The 24,136-nt window shown below is 59.9% G+C and carries 20 protein-coding genes, 2 tRNA genes and 2 pseudogenes; 10 read left to right on the forward strand and 14 right to left on the reverse strand.

The window, feature by feature from the left end:
- Window positions 1–140 precede the first annotated feature (140 nt).
- Window positions 141–1,538, forward strand: a complete 1,398-nt coding sequence (locus NK667_RS00100; protein ID WP_054613511.1) for an aminotransferase-like domain-containing protein — start codon at window positions 141–143, stop codon at window positions 1,536–1,538.
- Here NK667_RS00100 and panB read toward each other — a convergent pair.
- Window positions 1,523–2,341 (reverse strand): 3-methyl-2-oxobutanoate hydroxymethyltransferase, encoded by an 819-nt coding sequence (panB, locus tag NK667_RS00105; protein ID WP_054613512.1) that lies wholly within the window; start codon window positions 2,339–2,341, stop codon window positions 1,523–1,525. The two genes, NK667_RS00100 and panB, sit on opposite strands and share 16 nt — an antisense overlap.
- 168 nt (window positions 2,342–2,509) lie before the next feature.
- Here panB and NK667_RS00110 point away from each other — a divergent pair, with 168 nt between their 5' ends.
- Window positions 2,510–3,823 (forward strand): MFS transporter, encoded by a 1,314-nt coding sequence (locus tag NK667_RS00110; protein WP_054613513.1) that lies wholly within the window; start codon window positions 2,510–2,512, stop codon window positions 3,821–3,823.
- A 23-nt stretch (window positions 3,824–3,846) separates the two neighbouring features.
- Here NK667_RS00110 and NK667_RS00115 read toward each other — a convergent pair whose 3' ends face one another.
- Complete coding sequence (locus NK667_RS00115) at window positions 3,847–5,217, reverse strand: GntT/GntP/DsdX family permease (protein ID WP_054613514.1); 1,371 nt, start codon at window positions 5,215–5,217, stop codon at window positions 3,847–3,849.
- A gap of 331 nt (window positions 5,218–5,548) precedes the next feature.
- On the opposite strand from NK667_RS00115, the pseudogene NK667_RS32685 reads away from it, so the two are divergent.
- The 3 genes and pseudogenes from NK667_RS32685 to NK667_RS00130 all read left to right on the forward strand — a co-directional run.
- A pseudogene (locus NK667_RS32685) lies at window positions 5,549–6,187 on the forward strand (PAS domain-containing protein); the annotation flags it as partial.
- Between the two features lie 159 nt (window positions 6,188–6,346).
- Window positions 6,347–6,775 (forward strand): annotated as a pseudogene (locus NK667_RS32690) (methyl-accepting chemotaxis protein); the annotation flags it as partial.
- A gap of 53 nt (window positions 6,776–6,828) precedes the next feature.
- Window positions 6,829–7,434, forward strand: a complete 606-nt coding sequence (locus NK667_RS00130) for a flavin reductase family protein (RefSeq protein ID WP_054613516.1) — start codon at window positions 6,829–6,831, stop codon at window positions 7,432–7,434.
- Here the strand turns inward: NK667_RS00130 and NK667_RS00135 are convergent.
- From NK667_RS00135 to NK667_RS00145, 3 genes are all read right to left on the reverse strand, one after another.
- Window positions 7,431–7,997, reverse strand: a complete 567-nt coding sequence (locus tag NK667_RS00135; RefSeq protein ID WP_054613517.1) for a GNAT family N-acetyltransferase — start codon at window positions 7,995–7,997, stop codon at window positions 7,431–7,433. The genes NK667_RS00130 and NK667_RS00135 overlap by 4 nt on opposite strands.
- Before the next feature lie 76 nt (window positions 7,998–8,073).
- Window positions 8,074–8,442, reverse strand: a complete 369-nt coding sequence (locus NK667_RS00140) for a cupin domain-containing protein (protein WP_054045722.1) — start codon at window positions 8,440–8,442, stop codon at window positions 8,074–8,076.
- A 76-nt stretch (window positions 8,443–8,518) separates the two neighbouring features.
- Window positions 8,519–9,328 carry an AraC family transcriptional regulator gene (locus tag NK667_RS00145; RefSeq protein ID WP_054613518.1) on the reverse strand — a complete coding sequence of 270 codons (810 nt, stop codon included), beginning with the start codon at window positions 9,326–9,328 and terminating at the stop codon, window positions 8,519–8,521.
- 152 nt (window positions 9,329–9,480) lie between these two features.
- Here NK667_RS00145 and NK667_RS00150 point away from each other — a divergent pair, with 152 nt between their 5' ends.
- Window positions 9,481–10,122, forward strand: a complete 642-nt coding sequence (locus tag NK667_RS00150) for a LysE family transporter (RefSeq protein ID WP_054045718.1) — start codon at window positions 9,481–9,483, stop codon at window positions 10,120–10,122.
- Here NK667_RS00150 and NK667_RS00155 read toward each other — a convergent pair whose 3' ends face one another.
- A complete protein-coding gene (locus NK667_RS00155; RefSeq protein ID WP_413786134.1) occupies window positions 10,123–11,418 on the reverse strand; it encodes an MFS transporter in 1,296 nt (431 codons plus the stop codon).
- A 94-nt stretch (window positions 11,419–11,512) separates the two neighbouring features.
- On the opposite strand from NK667_RS00155, the gene ddlA reads away from it, so the two are divergent.
- The gene (ddlA, locus tag NK667_RS00160) at window positions 11,513–12,607 is read left to right on the forward strand and encodes a D-alanine--D-alanine ligase (RefSeq protein WP_054613519.1); all 1,095 of its coding nucleotides are present in this window, start codon (window positions 11,513–11,515) and stop codon (window positions 12,605–12,607) included.
- A gap of 101 nt (window positions 12,608–12,708) precedes the next feature.
- Entirely contained in the window at window positions 12,709–13,137 is a 429-nt protein-coding gene (locus NK667_RS00165) for a TOBE domain-containing protein (protein WP_054045715.1), read from the forward strand.
- Window positions 13,138–13,273: 136 nt separating this feature from the next.
- Here the strand turns inward: NK667_RS00165 and ggt are convergent, their stop codons facing one another.
- Window positions 13,274–15,106 carry a gamma-glutamyltransferase gene (gene ggt, locus NK667_RS00170; protein WP_054613520.1) on the reverse strand — a complete coding sequence of 611 codons (1,833 nt, stop codon included), beginning with the start codon at window positions 15,104–15,106 and terminating at the stop codon, window positions 13,274–13,276.
- A gap of 165 nt (window positions 15,107–15,271) precedes the next feature.
- Between ggt and NK667_RS00175 the strand changes: the two genes are divergently transcribed.
- Window positions 15,272–16,381 carry a DUF2817 domain-containing protein gene (locus NK667_RS00175; protein ID WP_054613521.1) on the forward strand — a complete coding sequence of 370 codons (1,110 nt, stop codon included), beginning with the start codon at window positions 15,272–15,274 and terminating at the stop codon, window positions 16,379–16,381.
- 68 nt (window positions 16,382–16,449) lie between these two features.
- Here the strand turns inward: NK667_RS00175 and NK667_RS00180 are convergent.
- Together NK667_RS00180 and NK667_RS00185 are read right to left on the reverse strand one after the other, a co-directional pair.
- Window positions 16,450–16,526: transfer RNA gene (locus tag NK667_RS00180), tRNA-Met, on the reverse strand.
- A 116-nt stretch (window positions 16,527–16,642) separates the two neighbouring features.
- The gene (locus NK667_RS00185) at window positions 16,643–18,700 is read right to left on the reverse strand and encodes a methyl-accepting chemotaxis protein (protein ID WP_054613522.1); all 2,058 of its coding nucleotides are present in this window, start codon (window positions 18,698–18,700) and stop codon (window positions 16,643–16,645) included.
- A 332-nt stretch (window positions 18,701–19,032) separates the two neighbouring features.
- Between NK667_RS00185 and NK667_RS00190 the strand changes: the two genes are divergently transcribed.
- Window positions 19,033–20,250 carry an MFS transporter gene (locus NK667_RS00190; RefSeq protein ID WP_054045706.1) on the forward strand — a complete coding sequence of 406 codons (1,218 nt, stop codon included), beginning with the start codon at window positions 19,033–19,035 and terminating at the stop codon, window positions 20,248–20,250.
- Between the two features lie 189 nt (window positions 20,251–20,439).
- Here NK667_RS00190 and ychF read toward each other — a convergent pair whose 3' ends face one another.
- The 5 genes from ychF to NK667_RS00220 form a co-directional block, all read right to left on the reverse strand.
- Window positions 20,440–21,540 (reverse strand): redox-regulated ATPase YchF, encoded by a 1,101-nt coding sequence (gene ychF / locus NK667_RS00200; RefSeq protein WP_054045704.1) that lies wholly within the window; start codon window positions 21,538–21,540, stop codon window positions 20,440–20,442.
- A 22-nt stretch (window positions 21,541–21,562) separates the two neighbouring features.
- Window positions 21,563–22,147 (reverse strand): aminoacyl-tRNA hydrolase, encoded by a 585-nt coding sequence (pth, locus tag NK667_RS00205; RefSeq protein WP_054045702.1) that lies wholly within the window; start codon window positions 22,145–22,147, stop codon window positions 21,563–21,565.
- Between the two features lie 169 nt (window positions 22,148–22,316).
- Window positions 22,317–22,919, reverse strand: a complete 603-nt coding sequence (locus NK667_RS00210; protein WP_054045700.1) for a 50S ribosomal protein L25/general stress protein Ctc — start codon at window positions 22,917–22,919, stop codon at window positions 22,317–22,319.
- Between the two features lie 141 nt (window positions 22,920–23,060).
- Window positions 23,061–24,002 (reverse strand): ribose-phosphate pyrophosphokinase, encoded by a 942-nt coding sequence (locus tag NK667_RS00215; protein ID WP_003208392.1) that lies wholly within the window; start codon window positions 24,000–24,002, stop codon window positions 23,061–23,063.
- 46 nt (window positions 24,003–24,048) lie between these two features.
- A tRNA-Gln gene (locus NK667_RS00220) sits at window positions 24,049–24,123 on the reverse strand.
- Window positions 24,124–24,136 lie beyond the last annotated feature (13 nt).

Raw genomic sequence — 24,136 nt, forward strand, 5'->3', positions numbered from 1 at the left:
CAAAGGCCCGTCTGGTCAGGTGTCAACAGTAAATCAATCGAAGTTTTTTTGCGGGGCAGTTTTACTGTTTTGTGTAGATTGCATCGCATCCCTCAAGGGAGGATGCTGCGCCCTGCTTACCTCCTCAGGAATGACCGCGATTGAACAAGGACAGTGCTTTCGCCTACCAGGCTGTGTATCGCTATCTGGTCGAGCTGATTGACTCGGCCAGGACTGACGGCGAGTTAAAGCTACCGTCATTGCGCCAGTTGGCGTTGCGCCTGAATGTCTCGGTGTCCACCACCAAATATGCCTATGCCTTGCTCGAGGATGAGGGACGCGTCTTTTCCCGGCCCAAGCTCGGCTATTTTTGCGCAGTGACGCCGATGCAACCCCCGGCACTGGCCGACAATCTGCTCGACAACATATACGCCTACGCGCGCCAGCCCGGCATGCTGGCGCTGTGCAGCGATGCGCCGTCGATGTTGCTGTCTTTGGAAAACCCGTTGCTGATGACCGAGCGCGAACTGTCGCGGCAATACCCGCGCTCGGCGGTGCCGTTGTATCAACCGTTCGGGGAGATCGAATTGCGCACGGTGCTGGCCGAGCGCTACACCCGTTCGACCGAGCATTATTGGCGTCCGGAACAGGTGTACATCGGTGCCGACCTGCGCAGTGTGTTGGACCTGTTGCTGGCCGCGCTGAACCTGCACGGCAGCGTGGCATTGGTCGAATCGCCGTGTTCCTGGGCGATTTTGCGGCAGTTGCACGCGGCGAAGATTCGGGTGATCGAGGTGCCTGTGCAAGCCGATGGACGCTTTGATCTGCAGCGGGTCCACGACCTGTTGCAGCGTGAAACCGTGGCGTTGGCGGTGTTCTCTTCGGCGGTGAGCATTCCCCACGGCAGCCTGATGCCGGCGGCCGATAAACAGCAGATATGTAATTGGCTGAGGGCGCAGGATGTCTGGTTGTTTGAAAACGACAGCTATGGCGAGTTTGGTTTTAACGCTGAGCAGTCACGCTACCGTGATTTCGCCGACCCTGAGAAGTTGGTGGTGTTTTCTACCTTCGATAAGGTCATTGGTTCGGAAGCGCCCTTCGGCTACGTGCTGATCCGAGGACTGGAAGCCGCGATGCAACGTCAGTGTCTCGACCGTGCCTTTCGCTTGTCGCCAATCCGGCAAAAGGCGCTCGCCCGCTTGTTCGGTTCACGACGAATCGATCAGCACACTCAGCAGTTGCGCGGTCTGCTACAGGAGCGCATGACGCACATGACCCGCCTGCTTCAAGAGCACGCAGGCGATCAACTGAAAGTGCTGGCGTCGGCCGGGGGCGCGACGCTGTGGGCGCAATCCATTTACCCTGTAGACATGCGCCGAGTGTACGAGCGGCTGTTACCCAAAGGTATCGTGATTGCCCCCGGCGAAATGTTCAGCCAGCAGGGTTTGTGGCGTGATTGCCTGCGCCTGAGCTACACCGTCGACTGGAGCAAGGACATCGGCCTGGCCGTGAAGACGCTGGCCGAGGCCATTGATCAGGAACGTCAGCTGACGCCATAACAGTGCTGCATCTGCGGAAATTGACCGTTGCGCACTTCATCGGCAAAACACTCGAACGCCTGGCTGATCAGTGCGCCGACATCAGCATAGGGTTTGACGAAGCGCGGCACGTATTCGCCGCCCAGGCCCAGGATATCTTCGGTTACCAGCACTTGCCCGTCGCAGGCCGGTGAGGCGCCTATACCAATGGTCGGCATCGCCGAGAAATCGCTGATGCGCCGGGCCAGCGGTTCGGCCACACCTTCCAGTAACAGGCTGAACGCGCCGGCTGTCAGGTGCGCACGGGCATCTTCCTCGATGGCCTCTGCGGTCGTGTCATTCAGGCCCTGAGCCTTGAAACCGCCCATGACGTTGACGTACTGCGGCATCAGGCCGATGTGCGCCATCACCGGAATACCGCGCTGTACCAGAAACTCCACGGTGCCAGCCAAGGCCTTGCCGCCCTCAAGCTTGAGCGCATCGCAGCCAGTGCGGGCCAGCACTTCGGCGCAATTGCGATAGGCCTGCTGCGGGGACTCCTGATAGCTGCCGAACGGCATGTCGGCAATCACGCAGGCCAGCCTTGTGCTGGAGACCACCGCACGGGTGTGCGCGATGATTTCTTCCAGACTCATGTCCAGTGTTGAAGTGCGACCGTAGCCAACCATGGCGGTGGAATCGCCGATCAGCACGAAGTCGACGAACGGGTCCATTAACTCGGCCATCGAGCGGGTGTAGGCGGTCAGGGAGACGATTTTCTGTTGGCCTTTCATCGCCACCAACTGGGGGACGGTCAGGCGTTTACTGCGGGTATGGCTGCTCATGGCGGCTTTCCTGTGGGTTGGAAAGTGCCCGATTATTGGTGTCGTGACGCTGAATTCAATGCACAGAGAGCAGCAAAAAACCAACCCAGAGGCCTGATCGGGTTGTCCGTCACCGATTTTGCGTAGACCATGGGCGCCTTGGTTTTTGCCTACGCCAGAGTTCTTTTCATGACTGCCAATACCGACACGCGCCCGGCGCCGTTCACCCGTTCGGACTACAAGACCCTGGGCCTTGCGGCGCTCGGCGGGGCGCTGGAAATCTACGATTTCATCATTTTCGTATTTTTCGCCCTGACCCTCAGCCAGCTGTTCTTTCCGCCGGAAATGCCCGAGTGGCTGCGCTTGCTGCAGAGCTTCGGGATCTTCGTCACCGGTTACCTGGCGCGGCCGCTGGGCGGAATTCTGATGGCGCACTTCGCCGACAAACTCGGGCGCAAAAAGGTTTTCAGCCTGAGCATTTTGATGATGGCGCTGCCGTGCCTGCTGATCGGTATCATGCCGACCTACGCGCAAATCGGTTATTTCGCACCGTTGCTGCTGTTGGCCCTGCGCATTCTCCAGGGTGCGGCGGTGGGCGGTGAAGTGCCGAGCGCCTGGGTGTTCGTCGCCGAGCACGCACCGGCCGGGCATCGCGGTTACGCCCTCGGATTCCTCCAGGCCGGCCTGACCTTTGGCTATTTGATCGGCGCGTTGACCGCGACCTTTCTGGCCCAGGCCTTCACCCCGGCAGAAATTCTCGATTACGCCTGGCGCTATCCGTTCCTGCTGGGCGGCGTGTTTGGTGTGATCGGTGTCTGGTTGCGCCGCTGGCTCAGCGAAACCCCGGTGTTCATGGCGATGCAGGCACGCCGCGATGCGACGGTCGAACTGCCGCTGCGCACCGTGCTACGCGAGCATCGCCTGGCCATGTTTCCGGCGATGATCCTCACCTGCGTGCTGACCTCGGCGGTGGTGGTGTTCGTGGTTATCACCCCGACCATGATGCAGAAAACCTTCGGCATGACCGCCAGCCACACCTTCGCCCTGAGCGCCTTGGGCATCGTGTTCCTGAACATCGGTTGCGTGCTCGCCGGTTTGCTCGTTGACCGCATCGGCGCCTGGCGCACGGTCATGCTTTACAGCCTGTTGCTGCCACTGGGCATTGGCGTGCTCTATACCTGCCTGATCATCGGCGGTAGCTGGATCGGCCTGGCCTACGCGGTGGCCGGCCTCAGTTGCGGGGTGGTCGGCGCGGTGCCGTCGGTGATGGTCAACCTGTTCCCGGCGCGGATTCGCGTCTCGGGGATTTCCTTCACCTACAACATTGCCTACGCCGCGTGGGCGAGTATCACACCGCTGTTGCTGATCGGACTGATGCCTTGGAGCCCGTGGATCTGCGTAATTTTCTGCGCGGTGATGGGCGCAGTGGGCGTGAGCAGCGCGGCGTATTTCGGCGCGCGCATGCCGCATGTCGGGAGCCGTTCCGTGGCGCCCTGCCTATAGCTATCCGGGGGACGGGGCGGCCATTACGTCAACCAATGCCACCACAACAACGTCCCCACCAACCCCACTACCGACACGATGGTTTGCAGGATCGACCAGACCCAGATGGTCTGTTTGAGCTGCAAACCAAAGTACTCGCGCACCATCCAGAATCCGGCGTCGTTCACGTGGCAAAAAAACACTGAACCGGCGCCAATCGCCAACGCCACCAAAGAGCTTTGCGTCGCCGCCAGCCCCGCCATCATCGGCGCCAGAATGCCCGCCGTGGTTGTGGTCGCCACCGTGGCCGAACCGGTAGCCTGGCGCAGTGCCACGGCAATCAGCCATGCCAGCAGCAAGTACGGCATGTGCGCACCTTCGGCGACTTTGCTGATGGTCTGGCTGACGCCGGCATCGAGCAACGTCTGCTTCAAGCCACCGCCGGCACCGATGGTCAGCAGCAACACCGCAATCGGCGCCAGGCTTTTGCGCAACGTGCCGCCTACCTGTTCACGCGGCATGCCGTTGGCCCAGCCGAGGCAAATCACTGCCGCCATCACCGCAATACCCAGCGCCACCAGCGGTTCACCGAGGAACTTCAGAGTCAGGGCGGCGGTGCTTTCCGGGCTCATGGCTACTTTCGCCAACGTACTGCCGAGCATCAGCAACACCGGCAACAGAATAATCAGCAACGACACGCCGAAGCTCGGCTGGCGCGGGGCCTTGGGCGCGGCGCTGAACAGGGCGCCGAGCTCTGCGGGCTCCTCGACGTGCATGCGTTTCGACAGCCAGTTGCCATAGATCGGGCCGGCCAGGATCACCGCCGGAATCGCGATACTGAACCCCAGCAACATGGTCAGCCCGAGGTCGGCGTGCAACGCGCTGACCGCAATCAGCGGCCCGGGATGCGGCGGCATCAAGGCGTGCAACGTGGTCATCCCGGCCAGCGCCGGAATCGCGATCTTGAGCAACGGCTGACCCGAACGGCGCGCCATGACGAAGATGATCGGCACCATCATCACCAGGCCCACTTCGAAAAACAGCGGCAAGCCAATCACCATCGCCACCAACGCCATGACCCACGGCAATGACTTGCCTTTACCCAACCCAAGCAACGTCGAGGCAATGCGGTCCGCGGCACCGGATTCGGCCATCAACGCACCGAGCATCGAACCCAAGGCAATGATAATCCCCGCCTCACCGAGAATCGCGCCGGCACCTTTGCTGAACGCTTTAGCGACATCTTCAGGCGGCAAACCGGCGCCGACACCGGCAATGAACGTACCGATCAGGATCGACAGAAAGGGCGGGAGTTTGGTGGCGCTGATCAACACGATAATCGTGGCAATCGCCAGCAGGACGCAAAGAATCAAACGGGTGTCATGAACCATCCAGGCAGCAGTCGATAACTCCAAAACGGGACTCCTTATCGGGCAGATACCTTGCAACATGTTGTTGCAATTTAGCCGAAGGATACCTGAAGTGGCCGGGGTAGAGCGGTGGGTTTTGTAACGGGGCTACGGAGGGGACGACAGAATCAGAGTCATATTGCCGTTATTTTTGTAGGACAACCCGAAAACACTCTTCAGAAAATATCCCCAAGGCCGATGGTTAGGCTGCATGCCGCTTACTATCCCTGCCCATCGGTGCTTTCCCATGTTCAATAAACGCTTGAAGCAGGAGCTGTCCGCTCTTCGCGAAGAACTCTCCAGCCTCCTGCAAGTGAAGGACAGCCTGGAAAGCGAGATGCTGGTCCTGACTCTCGATGCTGATGGGCGGGTGCAATCGGTCAATCAGAATTTTCTTGGCGAGATGCTCTACAAGAGCAATGACCTGGTCGGCCGGCATCTTGAAGACATCGTGCCGGCTCACGTGAAATCCGGCGAATTTCATCAGCGATTCAAAAACGCGCTGACCCGTGGCGAACATTTCGCCGGCACCGTGCGTTTGTTGCGCGGCAACGGCGCCGAGGCCTGGTTGCGTTCGATCCTGCAACCGGTGCGTTCGGCGGACGGTCGCATCAAACATTTCTCGATTTATTCCAGCGACCTGACCCGCACCATCGAAGCGTCTCGCGAGCACGAGAACCTGATCGGTGCGCTGGTGCGTTCGACGGCGGTGATCGAGTTTGACCTCAACGGCAATGTGCTGAGCGCCAACGAGCGTTTCCTCAACGGCATGGGTTACAGCCTGGCGCAGATCCAGGGCAAACATCACCGTACCTTTTGTGAGCCAGAGGAATACAACAGCGCCGAGTACCAGAACTTCTGGCGCCGTCTGAACAATGGTGAGTTTGTGGCTGACCGCTTCAAACGCGTCGACAGCCACGGTCGTACGGTCTGGCTGGAGGCGTCCTACAACCCGGTGGTCGATGCCAACAACAAACTCTACAAAGTGGTGAAGTTCGCCACGGTGATTACCGATCAGGTCAATCAGGAGCAAGCGGTCGCCGAGGCAGCCAACATCGCCTACAGCACGTCGATCCAGACCGATAACAGCGCACAACGCGGCACGGCGGTGGTGACTCAGGCGGTAAACGTGATGCGCGACCTCGCTAAGCATATGCAAACCGCCGGTGAAGGTATTGAAGCCCTGAACGAGCAGTCGCTGGTGATCGGCACCATCGTCAAGACCATCAGCGGCATTGCCGAACAGACCAACCTGTTGGCGCTCAACGCGGCGATTGAAGCGGCGCGTGCCGGCGAACAGGGTCGGGGTTTTGCGGTAGTGGCAGACGAAGTACGGCAACTGGCGTCGCGCACCAGCCAGGCGACGGATGAAATTGTCGGCGTGGTACGCCAGAACCAGGACATGGCGCGTAACGCCGTAAGCCTGATGACCGACGGCAAGCTCCAGGCAGAACAAGGCTTGGCGCTGGCGGCGGAGGCGGGCACGGTGATTGTCGAGATTCAGGATGGCGCGCAGAAAGTGGTGAATGCGGTGGGCCAGTTTGCCAATCAATTGGCGACTTGATCCTTGCCCTTGGGTTGCCGCTACAATCGGCGTTTTCCCTGGAGCAGACATCCATGACCGTTTCCCATCGCCGTCCGGTTCCGTTGTCCAAGGCGTATCGCCTGCTCAATCACGGGCCGACCGTGCTGGTCAGCGCGGCCCACGACGGTCAGCGCAATATCATGGCCGCTGCCTGGGCCATGCCGCTGGATTTCGAGCCGCCGAAAATCGCCGTGGTGCTGGATAAGTCCACCTGGACCCGGCAACTGCTGGAAGCCTCGGGCACGTTCGTGGTGAACGTGCCCTGCGTCGCCCAGGCCGATATCGTGCAAACCGTCGGCTCGACCTCTGGCCTGGCGCTGACTCAGGACCAAGGTCAGGATAAATTCCAGGCCTATGGCTTACAGACTTTCAGCGGCGAATTGATTGATGCGCCGATGCTCGAAGGTTGCGTTGCGTGGCTGGAATGCCGGTTGTTGCCGGAGCCGCATAATCATCAGCAATACGACCTGTTCCTCGCCGAGGTGATTGCCGCCCAAGCCGATGAGCGCGTGTTCAGCGACGGCCGCTGGCACTTCGAAGGGCATGACGCGCTGCGCACCTTGCACCATGTCGCCGGTGGCCACTTCCTGAAGATCGGCGATCCGGTGGATGGCAAGGCGCTGGGCGAGTCTGACTAAAGAGCGCTGATCGGCGACGGTTCAAACTCTGCGCGCAATAACGAAAGTTGCAGCAAATCGCGATGCTCGCCCAGCCAGAAACCCGCCTGGCGAAGCCGTCCTTCCTGGACGAAACCCAGGCGTTCGAGCAACTTCAAACACGCTTGGTTCTCGGGATGCACAGTGGCCTCGATCCGATTGAGCTGCATCTGTTCAAACCCCCAGACCAGCGTCGCTTGCAGCGCTTCAGACATAAAGCCTTTGCCCCAGGCTGACTGTCCCAACGCGAAACCCAGTGAGCAGCTTTTCCACTGCCGGTTCCATTTGAAGAAACCACAGTTACCGAGCAATGCTTCGTGTGTTTTGTCCTGGATGCCCCAGCGGATGCCCGGATTCGGCAAAGAGCGCGATTCGGTGAAGGTGTCGACCAAAGCCTGGGCCTGGGCGATGTCGGTAATCGGGTCCATGCCAAACCATTGCATGGCCTCGGCATTACCGTGAATCGCCAGCAGGGCCGGGGCGTCGGCTGACACTATTTCGCGCAGCAGCAGACGCGGCGTTTCGAGAGTCGGGAAGTCGCTCATGGAATGTCCTTATTCCTCGACCGGGAAGTCGGTCAAGTGATCACGGCGGACACAGTCTGCGTATTTCCGCTGTTTTTCAAATCCACAAATCATTCACCGCCGTAAGCTCGCCGCCTTCACTGCCGGTGTTGATCACGCCCCGGGGCTCGATCAGCAGCAGTTTCACTTCCTGTTCCGCCGACGGTTTGTGCTCGACGCCCTTGGGTACGACGTACATTTCACCCGCCGAAATCAGCACGTGGCCGTCGCGAAAGTCGATGCGCAATTGCCCTTCGAGGACGATGAAGGTTTCGTCGGTATCGAGGTGATCGTGCCAGATGAAATCCCCCAGCAGCTTCACCACTTTGAACTGGTAGTCGTTCATTTCGGCAATGACGCGGGGTGACCAGTGTTGGTCGATCAGGTCGATTTTCTGCAGGAAGTTCAGGCTTTTCAACGTGTTCATCAGATGGTTCTCCAGAGTGATTCCGGCCCCACGATAACCAGCGCATCGAGGTGATTCTTGAACGATTGTGCGTGGCTCAGCGCCGGTGCATTTTCATCCAGCGGGCCGGCGACAGGCCGTAGGTTTTGCTGAACTGGCGGGTCATGTGGCTTTGATCGGTGAAGCCTGCGATCAGCGCGGCGCTGACCAGCGACTGGCCCTGAATCAGCAGCGCCCGGACCAGGTCCAGCCGGCGCATGGTCAGGTAACGATAAGGGCTGGTGCCGAACAGCAGGCGAAAATCCCGCGACAGACTCCAGCGATCTCGACCGCTGTGGTGCGCCAGTTCGTCCAGGGTTACGGTGCGATCAAGGGCACTGTGCATGAACTCCCGCGCGCGTTCCGCCGCCACATAGTCGAAGCGCTGGCGTTTGTCGGATGTGCCGGACACCGCGCTCAACGCGTGGGCCAGATCGAACAGTGCGTCCTGCTCTTCCAGTGGATCGAGCGGGTCATCCAGGCTGCGCATCAGCACATCGGTGGCGGCGAACAGGCGCGGATCGGTCGACAGGCCGGTCTTGATGAAGGGCAGCGGCTGACCGCCGAGGATCTGCTGGATCAGCGCCGGTTCGATGTACATCATTCGATAGTGGAAACCGCTGTCGGTACCGGCCTCGCCGTCGTGGACTTCGTCCGGGTGCAGCACCAATGTGCCGCCGGGCAGACTGTGGCGCCAGGCGCCGCGGTACTGAAAACTCTGCACCCCGGCCAGGGTGCGGCCGATGGCGTAAGTGTCGTGACGGTGGAAGTCGTAGCCGTGACCGGCAAAAAACGCCTCGATACGCTCCAGCCCGCCGACGTTGGGCGCGCGGTGGAACCAGTCGCTGGGTGGCGTGTGCTTGGTCATGGTGCCGCTTGTCCTGGGCTCGATGTTGAATACGTTAACCCAGTGACAAACCCTTGTCTGCTGACGAACGGCGTCTGTGCGGCGAGTAGAAAATTGTTGGCAAATGTTGCAAGGTACAAGGCTTCTCTGATGCCACGAAGGCGCCCCGTCCCATGGAGCCGACTGACCTGAGCTATGCCGCGCCATTATTGTCCCTGGCCCTGTTGTGGACGGTCGCGGTGGTAACGCCGGGCCCGAACTTCTTCAACACCGCGCAACTGGCGGCCAGTTGCTCCCGACGACATGGCGTAGTCGCGGCATTGGGTGTGGCCACGGGCACGGTGTTGTGGGGATTGGCCGGTGGTTTGGGCATCAAGTCGCTGTTCAGCGCGGCGCCGACGCTCTATCTGACGTTCAAGATTGCCGGTGGCTGTTACCTGATCTATCTGGGGTTGAAGCAATTCAAGCGCAAACCGGCGACGCAACCCGGCGCTGGCAACTCGCTGGACGGGGCAGGGCGAACGCTGTGGTCGGCGTATGGCCGGGGCTTTATCGGCAACATGACCAATCCCAAATCGGCGCTGTTCGTCGCGACGATCTTCGCCACCGCGATGCCGGCCTCACCGCCACCGATGTTGCTGGGGCTGGCGGTACTGACCATGGCGAGCCTGTCATTCAGTTGGTATTGCAGCGTGGCGCTGTTGTTTGCCAGTCGTCGGGTTGCTGGGGCTTATGAACGTTCGCGCAAGTGGTTGGACCGCTTTGCCGGCAGTTGCTACCTGTTGTTCGGTGCGCATCTGGTGGCCAATCGATGATCAGGTCGGCACCGTGGCCACAGGTTGCTCGGCAACGGTGGGCGTGCGATTCAATGTCTCCGGCATGGCCACCACCAGCAACACCAGCGCTGCCGCCGCCACTGCCGCCAGCGTCAGGAATGCCGCGCTGTAACCGGCCGATTGAACCACCAGCCCGGCCAAGCCGTTACTCAGTGCGGCGCCCAGACCGAACACCGTCGACAGCGCACCGAGGCTCACATTGAAGCGTCCGGTGCCTTGGGTCAGGTCCTTGATCACCACGGGAAACAATGCGCCGAAGATCCCGGCCCCGACGCCGTCGAGCAATTGCACGGCCACCAGCCAATACGGATCATCCGACAACGTATAGAGCACCCCGCGCAATGGCAGGATCAGGAAACCCGCCAGCAGCAACGGTTTACGTCCCCACACATCGGCCTTCCACCCCACCAGCAACGCCACAGGCACCATGACTAATTGCGCGGCAACGATGCAGGCGGACGTGAGCGGCGTGGCCATTTGCAGGTTCACCAGGGACAATTTCTGACTCACCAGCGGGAGCATTGCTGCGTTCGCCAGATGAAAAAGCCCACAACAAATAGCGAACACCAGCAACGGGCGATTGTGCAGCAGCACGTTCAACCCCGAGGGTTGTTCGCCGTGGGCCGGGCCTTGCGGGTCGAAGCCTCGGGCGACGTCGTGATCGATGGCTTGTGGCGCGATGAAGCTGATGGCAATCACGCTGGCCAGCGCCATCACGGCCATCAGGTAAAACACCGCCACCGGGCCGAACAAATACGCAAATCCCCCGGCCAGCAACGCCGCGACCGCATTGCCGGCATGGTTGAAAGTTTCATTGCGTCCGGTACGGCGGGTAAACGCCCGGGGCCCGGTGATGCCCAACGAAATGGCGGAAATGGCCGGGGCGAACACCGACGCCGCGACAGCGCTCAAGGCCTGGGTCAGCGCCACCAGGGTGAATGAGGTAATGAACGGCAACAGCAAACAGCTCAGCGTCACCAGCAGCGCCGCGACGATGATCACTGCGCGTTTGCGCCGGGTTCGGTCGATCAACGCGCCGGCCGGAGTCTGGGTCAACAGCGCGGCGATCCCGGCAATCGTCATCACCAAGCCGATGCTGGCCGGGTCCCAGTGATGCACTGCCAACAAATAAATCGCCAGGTAGGGCCCGAGTCCGTCACGCACGTCGGCGAGAAAGAAGTTGAGCCCGTCCAGGGAAAGGGTGTTGCGACGATCGGTCGGAGCGTTCAAGGGCGGCGGCCTCTGCTTGGCGGAGCGCAGGTGTGTGCTGCGCATTAGCAATGACTCATCGTTACCACACGAAGTTTCAGTCTTTAACTCATCCGCGCTGCCGTGGTATGAAACACCACGTTCACTAAGAGGCCAAGCAATGAGCAAGCTGCGGGTTGGGATTATTTTCGGGGGCCGTTCGGCGGAGCATGAAGTGTCGCTGCAATCGGCGAAAAACATCGTTGATGCGCTGGACCGCTCGCGCTTCGAGCCGGTACTGATCGGCATCGACAAGCAAGGCCACTGGCACCTCAACGATCCCTCGAACTTCCTGCTCAATCAGGAAAACCCGGCGCTGATCGCCCTCAATCAATCCAACCGCGAATTGGCCGTGGTGCCGGGCAAGGCCAGTCAGCAATTGGTCGAAACGTCGAGCCCTGAGCTGCTGGGCCACGTGGATGTGATCTTCCCGATTGTCCACGGCACCCTCGGCGAAGACGGCTGCCTGCAAGGTTTGCTGCGCATGGCGGATTTGCCGTTTGTCGGTTCCGATGTGCTGGGCTCTGCGGTGTGCATGGACAAGGACATCAGCAAACGCCTGCTGCGAGACGCCGGGATTGCGGTCACTCCTTTCGTGACGTTGAACCGTGCCAGCGCCGCGCGCACCGGGTTCGCCGACGTGCAGGGCAAGCTCGGCCTGCCGCTGTTCGTCAAACCGGCGAACCAAGGTTCTTCGGTGGGTGTGAGCAAAGTGACCGACGAAACCGAATACGTGGCGGCGGTTGAGCTGGCCCTGGGCTTCGACGAAAAAGTCCTGATCGAATCCGCCGTCAGCGGTCGCGAGATTGAATGCGCGGTGCTCGGCAATGATCAGCCGATCGCCAGTGGTTGTGGCGAGATCGTGGTGCGCAGCGGGTTCTATTCCTACGACAGCAAATACATCGACAACCAAGCCGCCGAAGTGGTGGTGCCGGCCAATATCAGCGTTGAAGCGAGCGAGCGCATTCGCGCCTTGGCCGTTGAGGCCTTTCAGGTGTTGGGTTGTTCCGGGCTGGCGCGGGTCGATGTGTTCCTCACCGACAGCGGCGAAGTGTTGATCAACGAGATCAACTCACTGCCCGGTTTCACCCGCATCAGCATGTACCCCAAGCTTTGGCAGGCCACCGGCATGACGTACAGCGAACTGGTCAGCCGTTTGATCGACCTGGCGCTGGAAAAGCATCAGGCACGGCAAGCGTTGAAGATCAGTCGCTAGGCTGTGCGTCATCAATCCTGGCGTCTAGTTGCACAGCGCTGCGTTATCCCGAATGATGTGCAAAGTTGTATACAAAAATTACTAACAGAGGCGACAACATCATGAAAGTCAGCGCACGTAACGTCTTCAAGGGAACCATCAGCCAGCTGCAACCTGGCGCCGTCAACGCCGAAGTGTCTCTGAAACTCGCGGGCGGCAATGAGTTGGTGGCGGTGGTGACCATGGAAAGCGTGAAGAGCCTTGGCCTGGCAGTCGGCAAGGAGGCGGTTGCCCTGGTGAAGGCGCCATGGGTGATGCTGATGACCGAATCCAGCGACATCCGCCTATCGGCGCGTAACTGCCTGGAAGGCAAAGTCACCAGCGTGACCGATGGCGCGGTGAATGCTGAAGTGGTGATCCGGCTCGACGGCGGCAGCGATGTTTATTCGATCGTTACTCGTGAGGCGGTTGCAGAGTTGGGGCTGGCGCCGGGCGTGAGTGCGACGGCTGTAATCAAGGCCTCGCATATTATTTTGGGTGTGCCGGCCTGAGTCATCGATTTCAAGTACAGCTCAGATTGAAGTGGGAGCGGCGGTGCGACGATTCGACTTGCTCGCGAAGCAGACAACGCGGTGTTTCAGCAGAACCGCGTTATCGTTCTTCGCGAGCAAGCCAGCTCCCACAGACTCAATCCCCCAACGCTTCCCCCTCACGCCGTGGATCCGCTCCGCCCGCCAACGACGCTTTCCCTGATGCATCCTTGACCCGAACAATCGCCTGGGTCCCGCTGGTCATATCGATTTCATTCACCGCATGCCCTTTGTCCTTCAGCGCCTGAATCAGCATCGGGCTGAATTGCCCCTGTTCCAGTTCCGTCGGGCCGTTGCGGCTGCCGAAGTTGGGCAGGTTGATGGCGGCTTGTGGGTCGAGGTTCCAGTCGAGCAGGCCGATGGTGGATTTGGCCACGTATTCGATGATTTGCGAGCCGCCAGGTGAGCCGACGGTGGCCACGAATTCGCCGCTCTGGCGATCGAAGATCAAGGTCGGTGCCATGGATGAGCGCGGGCGTTTGCCGGGTTCGACGCGGTTGGCGACTTTCTGGCCGTTTTCTTCGGGGATGAACGAGAAGTCGGTCATCTGGTTGTTGAGCAGGAAGCCCTGGACCATCAGGTGTGAGCCGAACGCGGACTCGACGGTGGTGGTCATGGACACGGCGCCGCCTTCGTCATCGACGGCGACCACTTGCGAAGTTGAAATGCGCAGCGGTGAACGGTCCGGCGCGTAGGCGACTTGAATGCCCGGCGGCGTGCCGGGTTTGGCCGTGCCCATGCTGCGGTCGCCAATCAGGGCGGCGCGGCTGGCCAGGTAGCTCGGGTCTACCAGGCCCTTGACCGGCACTGGCACGAAGTCGGTGTCGGCCACGTATTGCGCGCGGTCGGCGTAGGCCAAGCGTTCGGCTTCGGAGATCAGATGCACGGCTTCAGGCGCCGGTTCGATGCCGGCCGGCTTATTGGTCTTGAGCGGTTTGAGTGGCGCCAAAGCGAAGCGCGGGTCGCGGCTTTCCAGAGCTTGCAAGGTGCCGAGGATCTGCGCCACGGCAATCCCGCCTGATGACGGTGGCGGCATGCCGCAGACCTGCCAGCGTTTGTAGTCGGTGCACAGCGGCGCACGTTCCTTGGCTTTGTAAGCCTGAAGGTCATTCAGCGAAAGGCTGCCAGGGTTTTTATGGCCCTGGACCTTGGCGACGATTTCTTCGGCAATCGGCCCTTTGTACAACGCATCGGGACCTTCCGTGGCGATGCGTTTGAACACTGCGGCGAGTGCCGGATTCTTTAGCTGTGTACCGACGGCTTTCGGGCTGCCGTCAGCATTCAGAAAGTACGCCACCATGTCCGGCGAACGCGGCAGCGACGAATCCGAAGCGATCAGCAGGTGCAAGCGCGGCGAGATTGCAAAGCCCTGCTCGGCAAGTTTGATTGCCGGCTCGAACAGCTTGGCCCAAGGCAAGCGCCCGTGTTTCTGATGCGCCAGCTCAAGCGCCCGCAACACGCCCGGCGTGCCTACTGAGCGACCACCGATCTGCGCCTGGGTGAACGGCATCGGTGTGCCGTCGGCTTGTAGGAAAAGTTTCTCAGTGGCGCCGGACGGAGCGGTTTCTCGACCGTCATAAGTGCGCACGGCCTTACCGTCCCACAACACGATCAACGCACCGCCGCCGATGCCCGAGGATTGCGGTTCCACCAGGGTCAACACCGCTTGCATCGCGATGGCCGCATCGATGGCCGAACCGCCCTGACGCAGCATCTCGCGCCCGGCAGCGGCCGCCAGAGGATTGGCTGCAGCTGCCATGTGTTTCGCGGCGTGGCGGGTTTGCAGGTCAGTGCGAAAACCGGTGGCGGCTTCCGGCGCCAGGGGCAACGTCGAAGAGGGTGGTGCATTGCAGGCAGCGAGGGTCAACGCGACGGCAATCAGCGACAGGGCTGACAGGCGATAGCGGCTCAAGTGGAAGGCTGGGAACACGTGGGGCACTCCGTCCGTGGGAAAAAGGTTTTGGGGACTTTATCGACCGACAGGGTGCGACGCAAACTGCGTCCTACAGCCAAGGCACTTTTGCCCTTCATGAACCGGCGGAATTTCTGTAGGGTCGAGAACATCAGGACCGCCAGAAACCAACAAGAGGCAGACATGCACACCGAGTTTCCTACCCAGCCAAGTTACCGTGGGCAACGTGAACAGTTCCTCGCGGCGGCCACCGCTGCCGGCGCGACGTTGACCGAATATCCGCACCCACTCAAAGGGCCGTTCGGTGAATCGTTGAGCACTGACGTGGCGGTGCTCGGTGATCCGGCGGCCAAACGGTTGCTCATTGCGTTGAGCGGTACTCACGGGGTCGAAGGCTTTTATGGCTCCGGGTGTCAGATCAAATGGATGCAGGACTTGGGCAAGCGTTCACTGCCGGCGGATGTCGCGGTGGTGATGATCCACTTGATCAATCCGTGGGGCACGGCGTGGCTGCGTCGGGTCAATGAAGACAACATCGACCTCAATCGCAATCACCTGGATTTCGAACGTCCGCTGCCAGACAACCAGGCCTACGCGACGCTGCATGAGATCTATGCCAGCACTGAGTTGCACGGCCCCGAGCGTGATCGCGCCGATGCCTTGCTCGATGCGCAAATCAAGGAACACGGTTGGTCGGCGGTGATGTCGATTGTCGAGGGCGGCCAGCACAGTCACCCCGATGGTCTGTTCTATGGCGGGCTGGCGCCGAGTTGGTCGAACCGCACGTTGCAGCAGATCATGCACAAACACGTGGCCCATGCCGAGGTCGCGATGTGTTTCGACCTGCACACCGGGGCAGGGGAGTACGGTCATCCGATGCTGCTGACCATCACCGAAGCGGCGTATCCGGCGCTGGAAGATGCCCAAGCCATTTACGGCCCATGGCTTTACACCTTGCACACCGGCGCCAACACCACCAGCGAAACCGGGATCGCGGCGACCGCGACGGGCTACACCTCACAGGCATTGCTCAATGCTTTGCCGCAGGTGCGGCTGATGCCATTTGTGATCGAGTGCGGGACGTATCCGGGGCCAGACGTTCATCGTCATTTGCGCGATGACCACTGGCTGCATCTGTACGGCAACCCAAGTGATGCGGTGGGGCGTGGGATCAAACTCAATCTGCTTGAGCAGTTCTATCCGGCCGACAGCGACTGGCAGGCCATGGTCTGGCTGCGCACCTGGCAGATTTGGGAGCGCGGTTTGTCGGCGTTGTCGACGATGCGGGCCTGACTGTAGTCGGGCACTTTTCTCGAGGCATAAAAAAACGGCCTACCTTTCGGTAAGCCGTTTTTAGTACTTGGTGGCTACACAGGGACTTGAACCCCGGACCCCAGCATTATGAATGCTATGCTCTAACCAACTGAGCTATGTAGCCAAGTGGCGCGCATTATTCACCTGGAACGAAGATGCGTCAAGCGTAAATTTAAAATATTTCTCCACACTTTCAACCGGTTATCGTCCTGGCCCGAAAAAACAGGGTGGGGCAGGGCGTCAACGCAGCTGAAATCTCCCGGTATTCGCACTCAAGGCCTTGCTGCCCTGGCTTAGGGTGTCTGCCGCCAGGTTCACGGCCCGCGCGCCTTCCAGCAGCCTGACGGCGGCCTGATCGACCTGCTGGATGTTGCCGCTGACCTCATCGGCGGTGCTCGCTTGCTCTTCGACCGCAGTAGCGATTTGCGCCAAGGTGTCGGTGACGCTCTGTACGGCGCTGGCGATTTCTCCAAGACGTTCACCCAGACCCGTGACGGCTTCGGCGTCGGATTGGGCCTGGCCGCAAGCGGCTTCCATCAAGCTCACGGCTTCATTCACTGTATTGCGCAGGCTGTCGACGGTGCCGGCGATTTGTGCGGTGGAGGATTGCGTGCGCTGGGACAGACTGCGCACTTCATCGGCCACCACGGCAAAGCCGCGACCTTGTTCACCCGCACGAGCGGCCTCGATGGCGGCGTTGAGCGCCAACAGGTTGGTTTGCTCGGCGACACCGCGAATGGTATCGACCACCAATTGAATCTGTTGTCCTTGCTCACTGACCCGGCCCAATGCGGCGGCGGTGTCGTTGAGGCGTTGATTGAGCTGCTGAATGCTCGCCGTGGTGCGCTGGCTGTCGCGGCTGCTGTCGGCGGCGATGCGCTGGGTGTGTTGGGCGCTGCCGGACGCCTGTTCACAGCTTTGGGCGACGCCTTGCGAGGTGGCGGCCAACTGCGTGGCAGCGGCGGCGATCTGGCTGATCTGGATTTGCTGGGCTTCGACTTCGCCCAATGCGCCGCTGGAATGATCGTTGAGGGTGCGCACGGCATTGCTCAGTTGCAACGTCTCGTGATCGACCCCGAGCAAACTGTTGCGCAGTTGCACCACCGCGACATTCAGCGCAGTGCTGATTGCCGCCAGTTCATCGCGCCCCTGCACCGGCACTTGCAGGCTCAGGTTACCGTCGCGCAAGGCTTCGGCCAGCACGGTGATGCCGCTGGCGCTGCGCCGGATCGAAGCCTGCAAGCACACGAACAAATACAGCGCGGCCAACAGCAGGCAACCAAAGATCGTCGCCACCAGGATGAACTGGCGGATCGCCGAGCTGTGGTAGTAATCCAGGCGTTGATCCAGCGACACCAGCGATTGCTGGCGCAGCGAGGCGAGGTCAGTGAGCAGCGCGTCGAGGTTGTGTTCGAAGTCTTCCGGCTTGAGGTTGATGCTGCCGCCGAACACCCCGTCGTCCAGCACTTTCAAGGTCGAATCCAGATGCTTGAGGCTGTCATGGTACTGCCCGGCCCACGTCTGCAAGGCGCTGGGCAGGCGTGCTTCGAGCAGGCTGGCGGTCTTCACCAGTTGCTCCCGCGCATCCCCGATGCGACTGCGCAGATCGCGCAATTGCAGGCGGCTTTGCAGGGTGAATTGTCCCGATACCACTGATGCCTGGCCAACCGCCGCGAGACGACCGACCCGTTCAATCAGGTCCGGCGCATGCTGCGTGGAGATCTGCGTCAGCAAATAGGTTTCCAGCCACGGCGCCAGGGTCAGGCGATTGTCCATGACGATCTGTTCGCGCAAGGCTTGCAAGGCGCTCAGGGCATTGGTGAAACGGTCGTAACCGTCCGGCCACCAGCCGACGCTGCTCAGGCTTTTCGAGTCGAGGCCGTTGAGCGCGGTTTGCAAGGCTTGATAGCGGCTCAGGGTTTCACCTTCCGCGCCTTCGGTTTGCAGGGCATTGCCCAGGTCTGTCGTGGCTTGGGCGACGGCGGGCTGCACGGCGTCGAAAGCGCCCATGGCGGCGATCGTGGCCGGTGTCGGCTGACGATTTTTTTCAGTGGCGCGCCAGCGGGCGGCGCGATCACGTTGGGCGGCGAGCAGGTTGTCGAGCGCATCGAGGGACAGCAGTTGACGAACCCCGGCGCGTTCGCCGGAAATCAGTTGCAGCTTGTCGCGATAATCCTGGCCGATCATCAACAGGCTGCCGGCCAGCGGCAGGATGAATAGTAGAAACAGCAACTGAAACTTGCGTGCGAAGCCAAAACGCCCCAGCAGTCCGATCCCCGGTGATAAAAAAGCCTGCATGCCCCATGACTCCTCTGGACACCACGCACCATTGGCGTGCGTCGTGATCGTTGCGACCGCGACTTGTGCCCTTTTAAAAGGCCTCGAAAGTTCACCCTCGCCAGCTCTGTAGGCCGACTCTGTAGCGAAACTTCCCATTCTCGATCCCCTTTGTAAGGGGGCCGCGTTGAAGCGGATAAGCAAGGCAAGATTCAGACCATGGCGTTGCGCTATCACCCACTCTTCGATGAACGACGAGGTCGTTAGCAGGCTAAGGGGATGGCGCTGCTGCACTGAAAAATGGCACATTGACGCACCTGCCCGTGTGCACCCTCTGTTGTACGGAAATTCTCATGGCTATCAGCAATGCCCAGACCGGCGCTACGCCGGCGTCCGCGACTCCACAAAGCAGCCCTTTGGTCATGCGCATCATCGGCGCCGTGGCGCTGGCGCACTTGATCAACGACTTGATTCAGTCAGTGCTGCCGTCGATTTATCCGATGCTCAAGGCTAACTATGGCCTGACGTTTACCCAGGTCGGCCTGATCACCCTAACGTTCCAACTGACCGCCTCGCTGCTGCAGCCGTGGGTCGGTTACCACACAGATCGCCATCCAAAACCGTGGTTGTTGCCGGCCGGTACGGTGTGCACGTTGATCGGCATTCTGATGATGTCGGTGGTCGGTAGCTTTCCTATGATCCTGCTGGCGGCCGGATTGATCGGCATCGGTTCCTCGACCTTTCACCCGGAAGCTTCTCGCGTGGCGCGACTGGCCTCGGGCGGGCGTTTCGGCCTGGCGCAATCGACCTTCCAGGTCGGTGGTAATGCGGGGTCGGCGTTCGGTCCATTGCTGGCGGCGGCGATCATCATTCCTTACGGCCAGGGCCACGTCGCGTGGTTCGGGTTGTTCGCGGTGTTTGCGCTGTTCGTGCTGTATCGCATCAGTCGTTGGTACGCCAACCACTTGAACCTGTTCAAGCTCAAGCAAGGCCAGGCGGCGACCCATGGCTTGTCGAAACAGCGGGTGATCAGTGCGCTGGTGGTCCTCGGTTTGCTGGTGTTCTCCAAGTATTTCTACATGGCCAGCTTCACCAGTTACTTCACGTTCTACCTGATCGAGAAATTCGACCTGTCGGTGGCCAGTTCGCAATTGCACCTGTTCCTGTTCCTCGGTGCTGTGGCGGCTGGGACCTTCTTCGGCGGGCCGATTGGCGACAAGATCGGGCGTAAGGCAGTGATCTGGTTCTCGATCCTCGGCGTTGCACCGTTCACCCTGATCCTGCCTCACGTCGATCTGTTCTGGACCAGCATTCTCAGCGTGGTCATCGGCTTCATCCTCGCCTCCGCGTTCTCCGCCATCGTGGTGTATGCGCAGGAACTGGTGCCAGGTAACGTCGGGATGATTGCCGGGGTGTTCTTCGGTTTGATGTTTGGTTTCGGCGGGATTGGCGCGGCGCTGCTCGGGCATCTGGCGGATGTTCACGGCATTGAATATGTGTATTTCCTGTGCTCGTTCTTGCCGCTGTTTGGGGTGTTGGCGATCTTCCTGCCGAGAACCAAAAAGGCCTGAGCCCAACACCATTCCCCCTGTGGGAGCGGGCTTGCTCGCGAAAGCGGTGGGTCAGCCAGCATCAATGGCGAATGACACACCGCTTTCGCGAGCAAGCCCGCTCCCACAGGAGATCTGTGGTGTGGCGGATAAATCATTCAGGCACAAAAAAGCCGCGTATCAAACGCGGCTTTTTCATGAGCAGGTGACTTACACGTTGAAACGGAAGTGCATCACGTCGCCGTCTTTGACGATGTAGTCCTTGCCTTCCAGACGCCATTTACCGGCTTCTTTGGTGCCGGCTTCGCCCTTGTACTGGATGAAGTCGTCGTAGGCGATGACTTCGGCGCGGATGAAGCCTTTTTCGAAGTCGGTGTGGATCACGCCAGCGGCTTGCGGTGCGGTGGCACCGACGCGGACGGTCCAGGCGCGGACTTCTTCGACACCGGCGGTGAAGTAGGTCTGCAGGTGCAGCATCTCGTAGCCGGCGCGGATTACGCGGTTCAGGCCAGGTTCTTCCAGGCCCAGGGCTTCGAGGAACATGTCTTTCTCTTCGCCGTCTTCCAGCTCGGCGATTTCGGCTTCGATCTTGTTGCAGACCGGAACCACCATGGCGCCTTCTTCTTCGGCGATGGCTTTGACGATGTCCAGCAGCGGGTTGTTCTCGAAACCGTCTTCCGCGACGTTGGCGATGTACATGACCGGCTTGGTGGTCAGCAGGTGGAAACCACGAACCACTGCTTTATCGTCGGCGCCCATGTTCTTCATCAGGGTGCGCGCTGGCTTGCCGAGGGTGAAGTGAGCGATCAATTGCTCCAGCAGGCCTTTCTGGACCACTGCATCCTTGTCGCCACCCTTGGCGTTGCGGGTGACTTTCTGCAGTTGCTTTTCGCAGCTGTCGAGGTCGGCGAAGATCAGTTCCAGGTCGATGATTTCGATGTCGCGTTTCGGGTCGACGCTGTTGGAGACGTGAATCACGTTCTCGTCTTCGAAGCAGCGGACCACGTGGGCGATGGCATCGGTTTCACGGATGTTGGCCAGGAACTTGTTGCCCAGGCCTTCACCTTTCGAGGCGCCGGCAACCAGGCCCGCGATGTCGACGAATTCCATGGTGGTCGGCAGGATGCGTTTTGGATTGACGATGGCTGCCAGGGCTTCCAGACGCGGATCCGGCATCGGCACGATACCGGTGTTCGGCTCGATGGTGCAGAAGGGGAAGTTCTCGGCCGCGATCCCGGATTTGGTCAGGGCGTTGAATAGGGTGGACTTGCCGACGTTAGGCAGGCCGACGATGCCGCAATTGAATCCCATGGTGTTTTCCCCGAGGAGTGAGTCAGGCCTTCTGGCTGTGCAGGTTTTTCATCGCGCGGTTCCATTCCCCGGCGAGGATATCCGGCAGCACGCCGAGGGCAAAGTCGATGCTGGCATCGAGTTTTTCCTGTTCGGCGCGTGGCGCACGACCCAGGACGAAATTTGAAACCATACTGGCTACGCCCGGGTGGCCAATGCCAAGCCGCAAGCGGTAGAAGGTATTCTGATTGCCCAGCTGCGCGATGATGTCGCGCAACCCGTTGTGACCGCCATGGCCGCCACCCAGTTTGAGTTTGGCAACGCCCGGTGGCAGGTCGAGTTCGTCATGCGCCACGAGGATTTCTTCAGGCTTGATGCGGAAGAAACCAGCGAGTGCCGCCACGGCCTGGCCGCTGCGGTTCATGTACGTGGTGGGAATCAGCAGACGAACATCCTGACCCTGATGCGAATAGCGCCCGGTCAGGCCGAAATATTTGCGGTCCGCCACAAGGTTTACGCCTTGTGCGTTCGCGATGCGCTCAACAAAAAGGGCCCCTGCGTTATGCCGGGTCTGTTCGTATTCAGCGCCTGGATTTCCCAGGCCAACGATCAGTTTGATGGCAGTCACGATAGGGGCCCTTCCTTGGAGTGGTGGATAACATCGCCGCAATCAGGGAGTGCGGCAAAAGTGGACGAAAAGTGCTCATTTACCATTATGTAAACTCCGCGTTCTCGCCCGCTTTCTCGCTACGCTCTAGTCCGCGATGTTTCCGGTCACTCCGGCGAACAGAGTGAAATTACTCTGCTGCGCCTTCTTCGGTAGCTTCTGGAGCAACACGTGGAGCGTGGACGTTGGCAACAGCCTTGTCATCACCGTGTGCCAGAGCAACAAACTCAACGCCTTTAGGGGCTTTGAGGTCGGACAAGTGAATGATCGAACCGATTTCGGCGTTAGCCAGGTCGACTTCGATGAATTCAGGCAGGTCTTTCGGCAGGCAGGTCACTTCGATTTCCGAAACAACGTGCGAAACTTCGCCGCCTTTCTTGATCGGGGCTTCTTCACCAACAAAGTGTACAGGCACAACAGCGGTCAGTTTCTGGCCAGCTACTACGCGTACGAAGTCAGCGTGCAGCACGTGACCTTTAGCCGGGTGACGTTGCAGAGCTTTGATGATTACGTTCTGCTTGGTGCCGCCAACGTTCAGCTCGATGATGTGGCTGTAAGCCGCTTCGTTTTCGAGCAGTTTGGCAACTTCTTTAGCCAGCATGCTGATGGATTCAGGGGCTTTTTCGCCACCGTAAACTACAGCTGGTACCAGGCTTGCGAGACGACGCAGGCGGCGGCTCGCACCTTTCCCCAGGTCGGAACGCACTTCAGCATTCAGAGTAAAATCGTTCATGTTGTATCTCCAAAATAACCACATTCGCCCCAGCGGTTGCGACCAGCGCTAAAGGCGATATGGGCAAAAAAGCCCCGCCCCGACAGGAATGCCGGGGCGGGGCGCTTTTCGTCAACGAGACATTCGAGAAGGGCAGGGCCCTTAACGGAACATCGCGCTGATCGATTCTTCATTGCTGATGCGGCGGACCGCCTCGGCAACTACCGGCGCGATATCCAGTTGACGGATACGCGAACAGGCTTGAGCAGCAGCGGACAACGGGATGGTGTTAGTCACCACCAGTTCGTCCAGCATGGAATTTTCAATGTTTTCGATCGCCCGACCGGACAGCACAGGGTGTGTGCAGTAGGCGAAAACCTTGGCAGCGCCATGCTCTTTCAGGGCCTTGGCCGCGTGGCACAGAGTGCCGGCGGTATCGACCATGTCATCGACCAGAATACAGGTACGCCCTTCGACATCACCGATGATATGCATCACTTCAGAGTGATTGGCTTTCTCACGGCGTTTGTCGATGATCCCGAGATCTACGCCCAGGGATTTGGCAACAGCACGTGCACGCACGACGCCGCCAATGTCCGGGGACACGATCATCAGGTTTTCGAAGCGCTGATCTTCAATGTCATCCACCAATACCGGGGAGCCGTAGATGTTATCTACCGGAATATCGAAGAAACCCTGGATTTGGTCAGCATGCAAATCAACCGTGAGAACACGATCGATGCCGACTACGGTAAGCATGTCAGCAACGACTTTCGCGCTGATAGCCACACGTGCGGAACGCGGACGGCGATCCTGACGGGCATAACCAAAGTAAGGAATAACAGCAGTGATACGAGTAGCCGAGGAGCGGCGGAAGGCATCAGCCATCACTACCAGTTCCATCAGGTTATCGTTGGTCGGAGCGCAAGTCGGCTGAATAATGAAGACATCTTTACCGCGGACGTTTTCATTGATCTCGGCTGTAATTTCGCCGTCGGAGAACTTACCGACAGAGATGTCACCGAGAGGGATATGCAGCTGACGTACAACACGCCGAGCCAGATCGGGGTTAGCGTTCCCCGTAAAGACCATCATCTTGGACACGCGCAGTACCTGAAGGCTGAGGGTAACCTGGATGAGTATAGGAAAATGGCAGGGGCGGCTGGATTCGAACCAACGCATGGCAGGATCAAAACCTGCTGCCTTACCGCTTGGCGACGCCCCTGTATCTGTTGCAA

Source organism: Pseudomonas nunensis (assembly GCF_024296925.1).
GTDB lineage: Bacteria > Pseudomonadota > Gammaproteobacteria > Pseudomonadales > Pseudomonadaceae > Aquipseudomonas > Aquipseudomonas nunensis.

What these genes read in the sequence shown, in the direction of transcription:
- panB (WP_054613512.1), bottom strand. Translation starts at nt 2,341, where the DNA reads ATGAGCAGCCATACCCGCAGTAAACGCCTGACCGTCCCCCAGTTGGTG.
- NK667_RS00110 (WP_054613513.1), top strand. Translation starts at nt 2,510, where the DNA reads ATGACTGCCAATACCGACACGCGCCCGGCGCCGTTCACCCGTTCGGAC.
- NK667_RS00130 (WP_054613516.1), top strand. Translation starts at nt 6,829, where the DNA reads ATGACCGTTTCCCATCGCCGTCCGGTTCCGTTGTCCAAGGCGTATCGC.
- NK667_RS00135 (WP_054613517.1), bottom strand. Translation starts at nt 7,997, where the DNA reads ATGAGCGACTTCCCGACTCTCGAAACGCCGCGTCTGCTGCTGCGCGAA.
- NK667_RS00140 (WP_054045722.1), bottom strand. Translation starts at nt 8,442, where the DNA reads ATGAACACGTTGAAAAGCCTGAACTTCCTGCAGAAAATCGACCTGATC.
- NK667_RS00145 (WP_054613518.1), bottom strand. Translation starts at nt 9,328, where the DNA reads ATGACCAAGCACACGCCACCCAGCGACTGGTTCCACCGCGCGCCCAAC.
- NK667_RS00150 (WP_054045718.1), top strand. Translation starts at nt 9,481, where the DNA reads ATGGAGCCGACTGACCTGAGCTATGCCGCGCCATTATTGTCCCTGGCC.
- NK667_RS00155 (WP_413786134.1), bottom strand. Translation starts at nt 11,418, where the DNA reads ATGCGCAGCACACACCTGCGCTCCGCCAAGCAGAGGCCGCCGCCCTTG.
- ddlA (WP_054613519.1), top strand. Translation starts at nt 11,513, where the DNA reads ATGAGCAAGCTGCGGGTTGGGATTATTTTCGGGGGCCGTTCGGCGGAG.
- NK667_RS00165 (WP_054045715.1), top strand. Translation starts at nt 12,709, where the DNA reads ATGAAAGTCAGCGCACGTAACGTCTTCAAGGGAACCATCAGCCAGCTG.
- NK667_RS00175 (WP_054613521.1), top strand. Translation starts at nt 15,272, where the DNA reads ATGCACACCGAGTTTCCTACCCAGCCAAGTTACCGTGGGCAACGTGAA.
- NK667_RS00185 (WP_054613522.1), bottom strand. Translation starts at nt 18,700, where the DNA reads ATGCAGGCTTTTTTATCACCGGGGATCGGACTGCTGGGGCGTTTTGGC.
- NK667_RS00190 (WP_054045706.1), top strand. Translation starts at nt 19,033, where the DNA reads ATGGCTATCAGCAATGCCCAGACCGGCGCTACGCCGGCGTCCGCGACT.
- ychF (WP_054045704.1), bottom strand. Translation starts at nt 21,540, where the DNA reads ATGGGATTCAATTGCGGCATCGTCGGCCTGCCTAACGTCGGCAAGTCC.
- NK667_RS00210 (WP_054045700.1), bottom strand. Translation starts at nt 22,919, where the DNA reads ATGAACGATTTTACTCTGAATGCTGAAGTGCGTTCCGACCTGGGGAAA.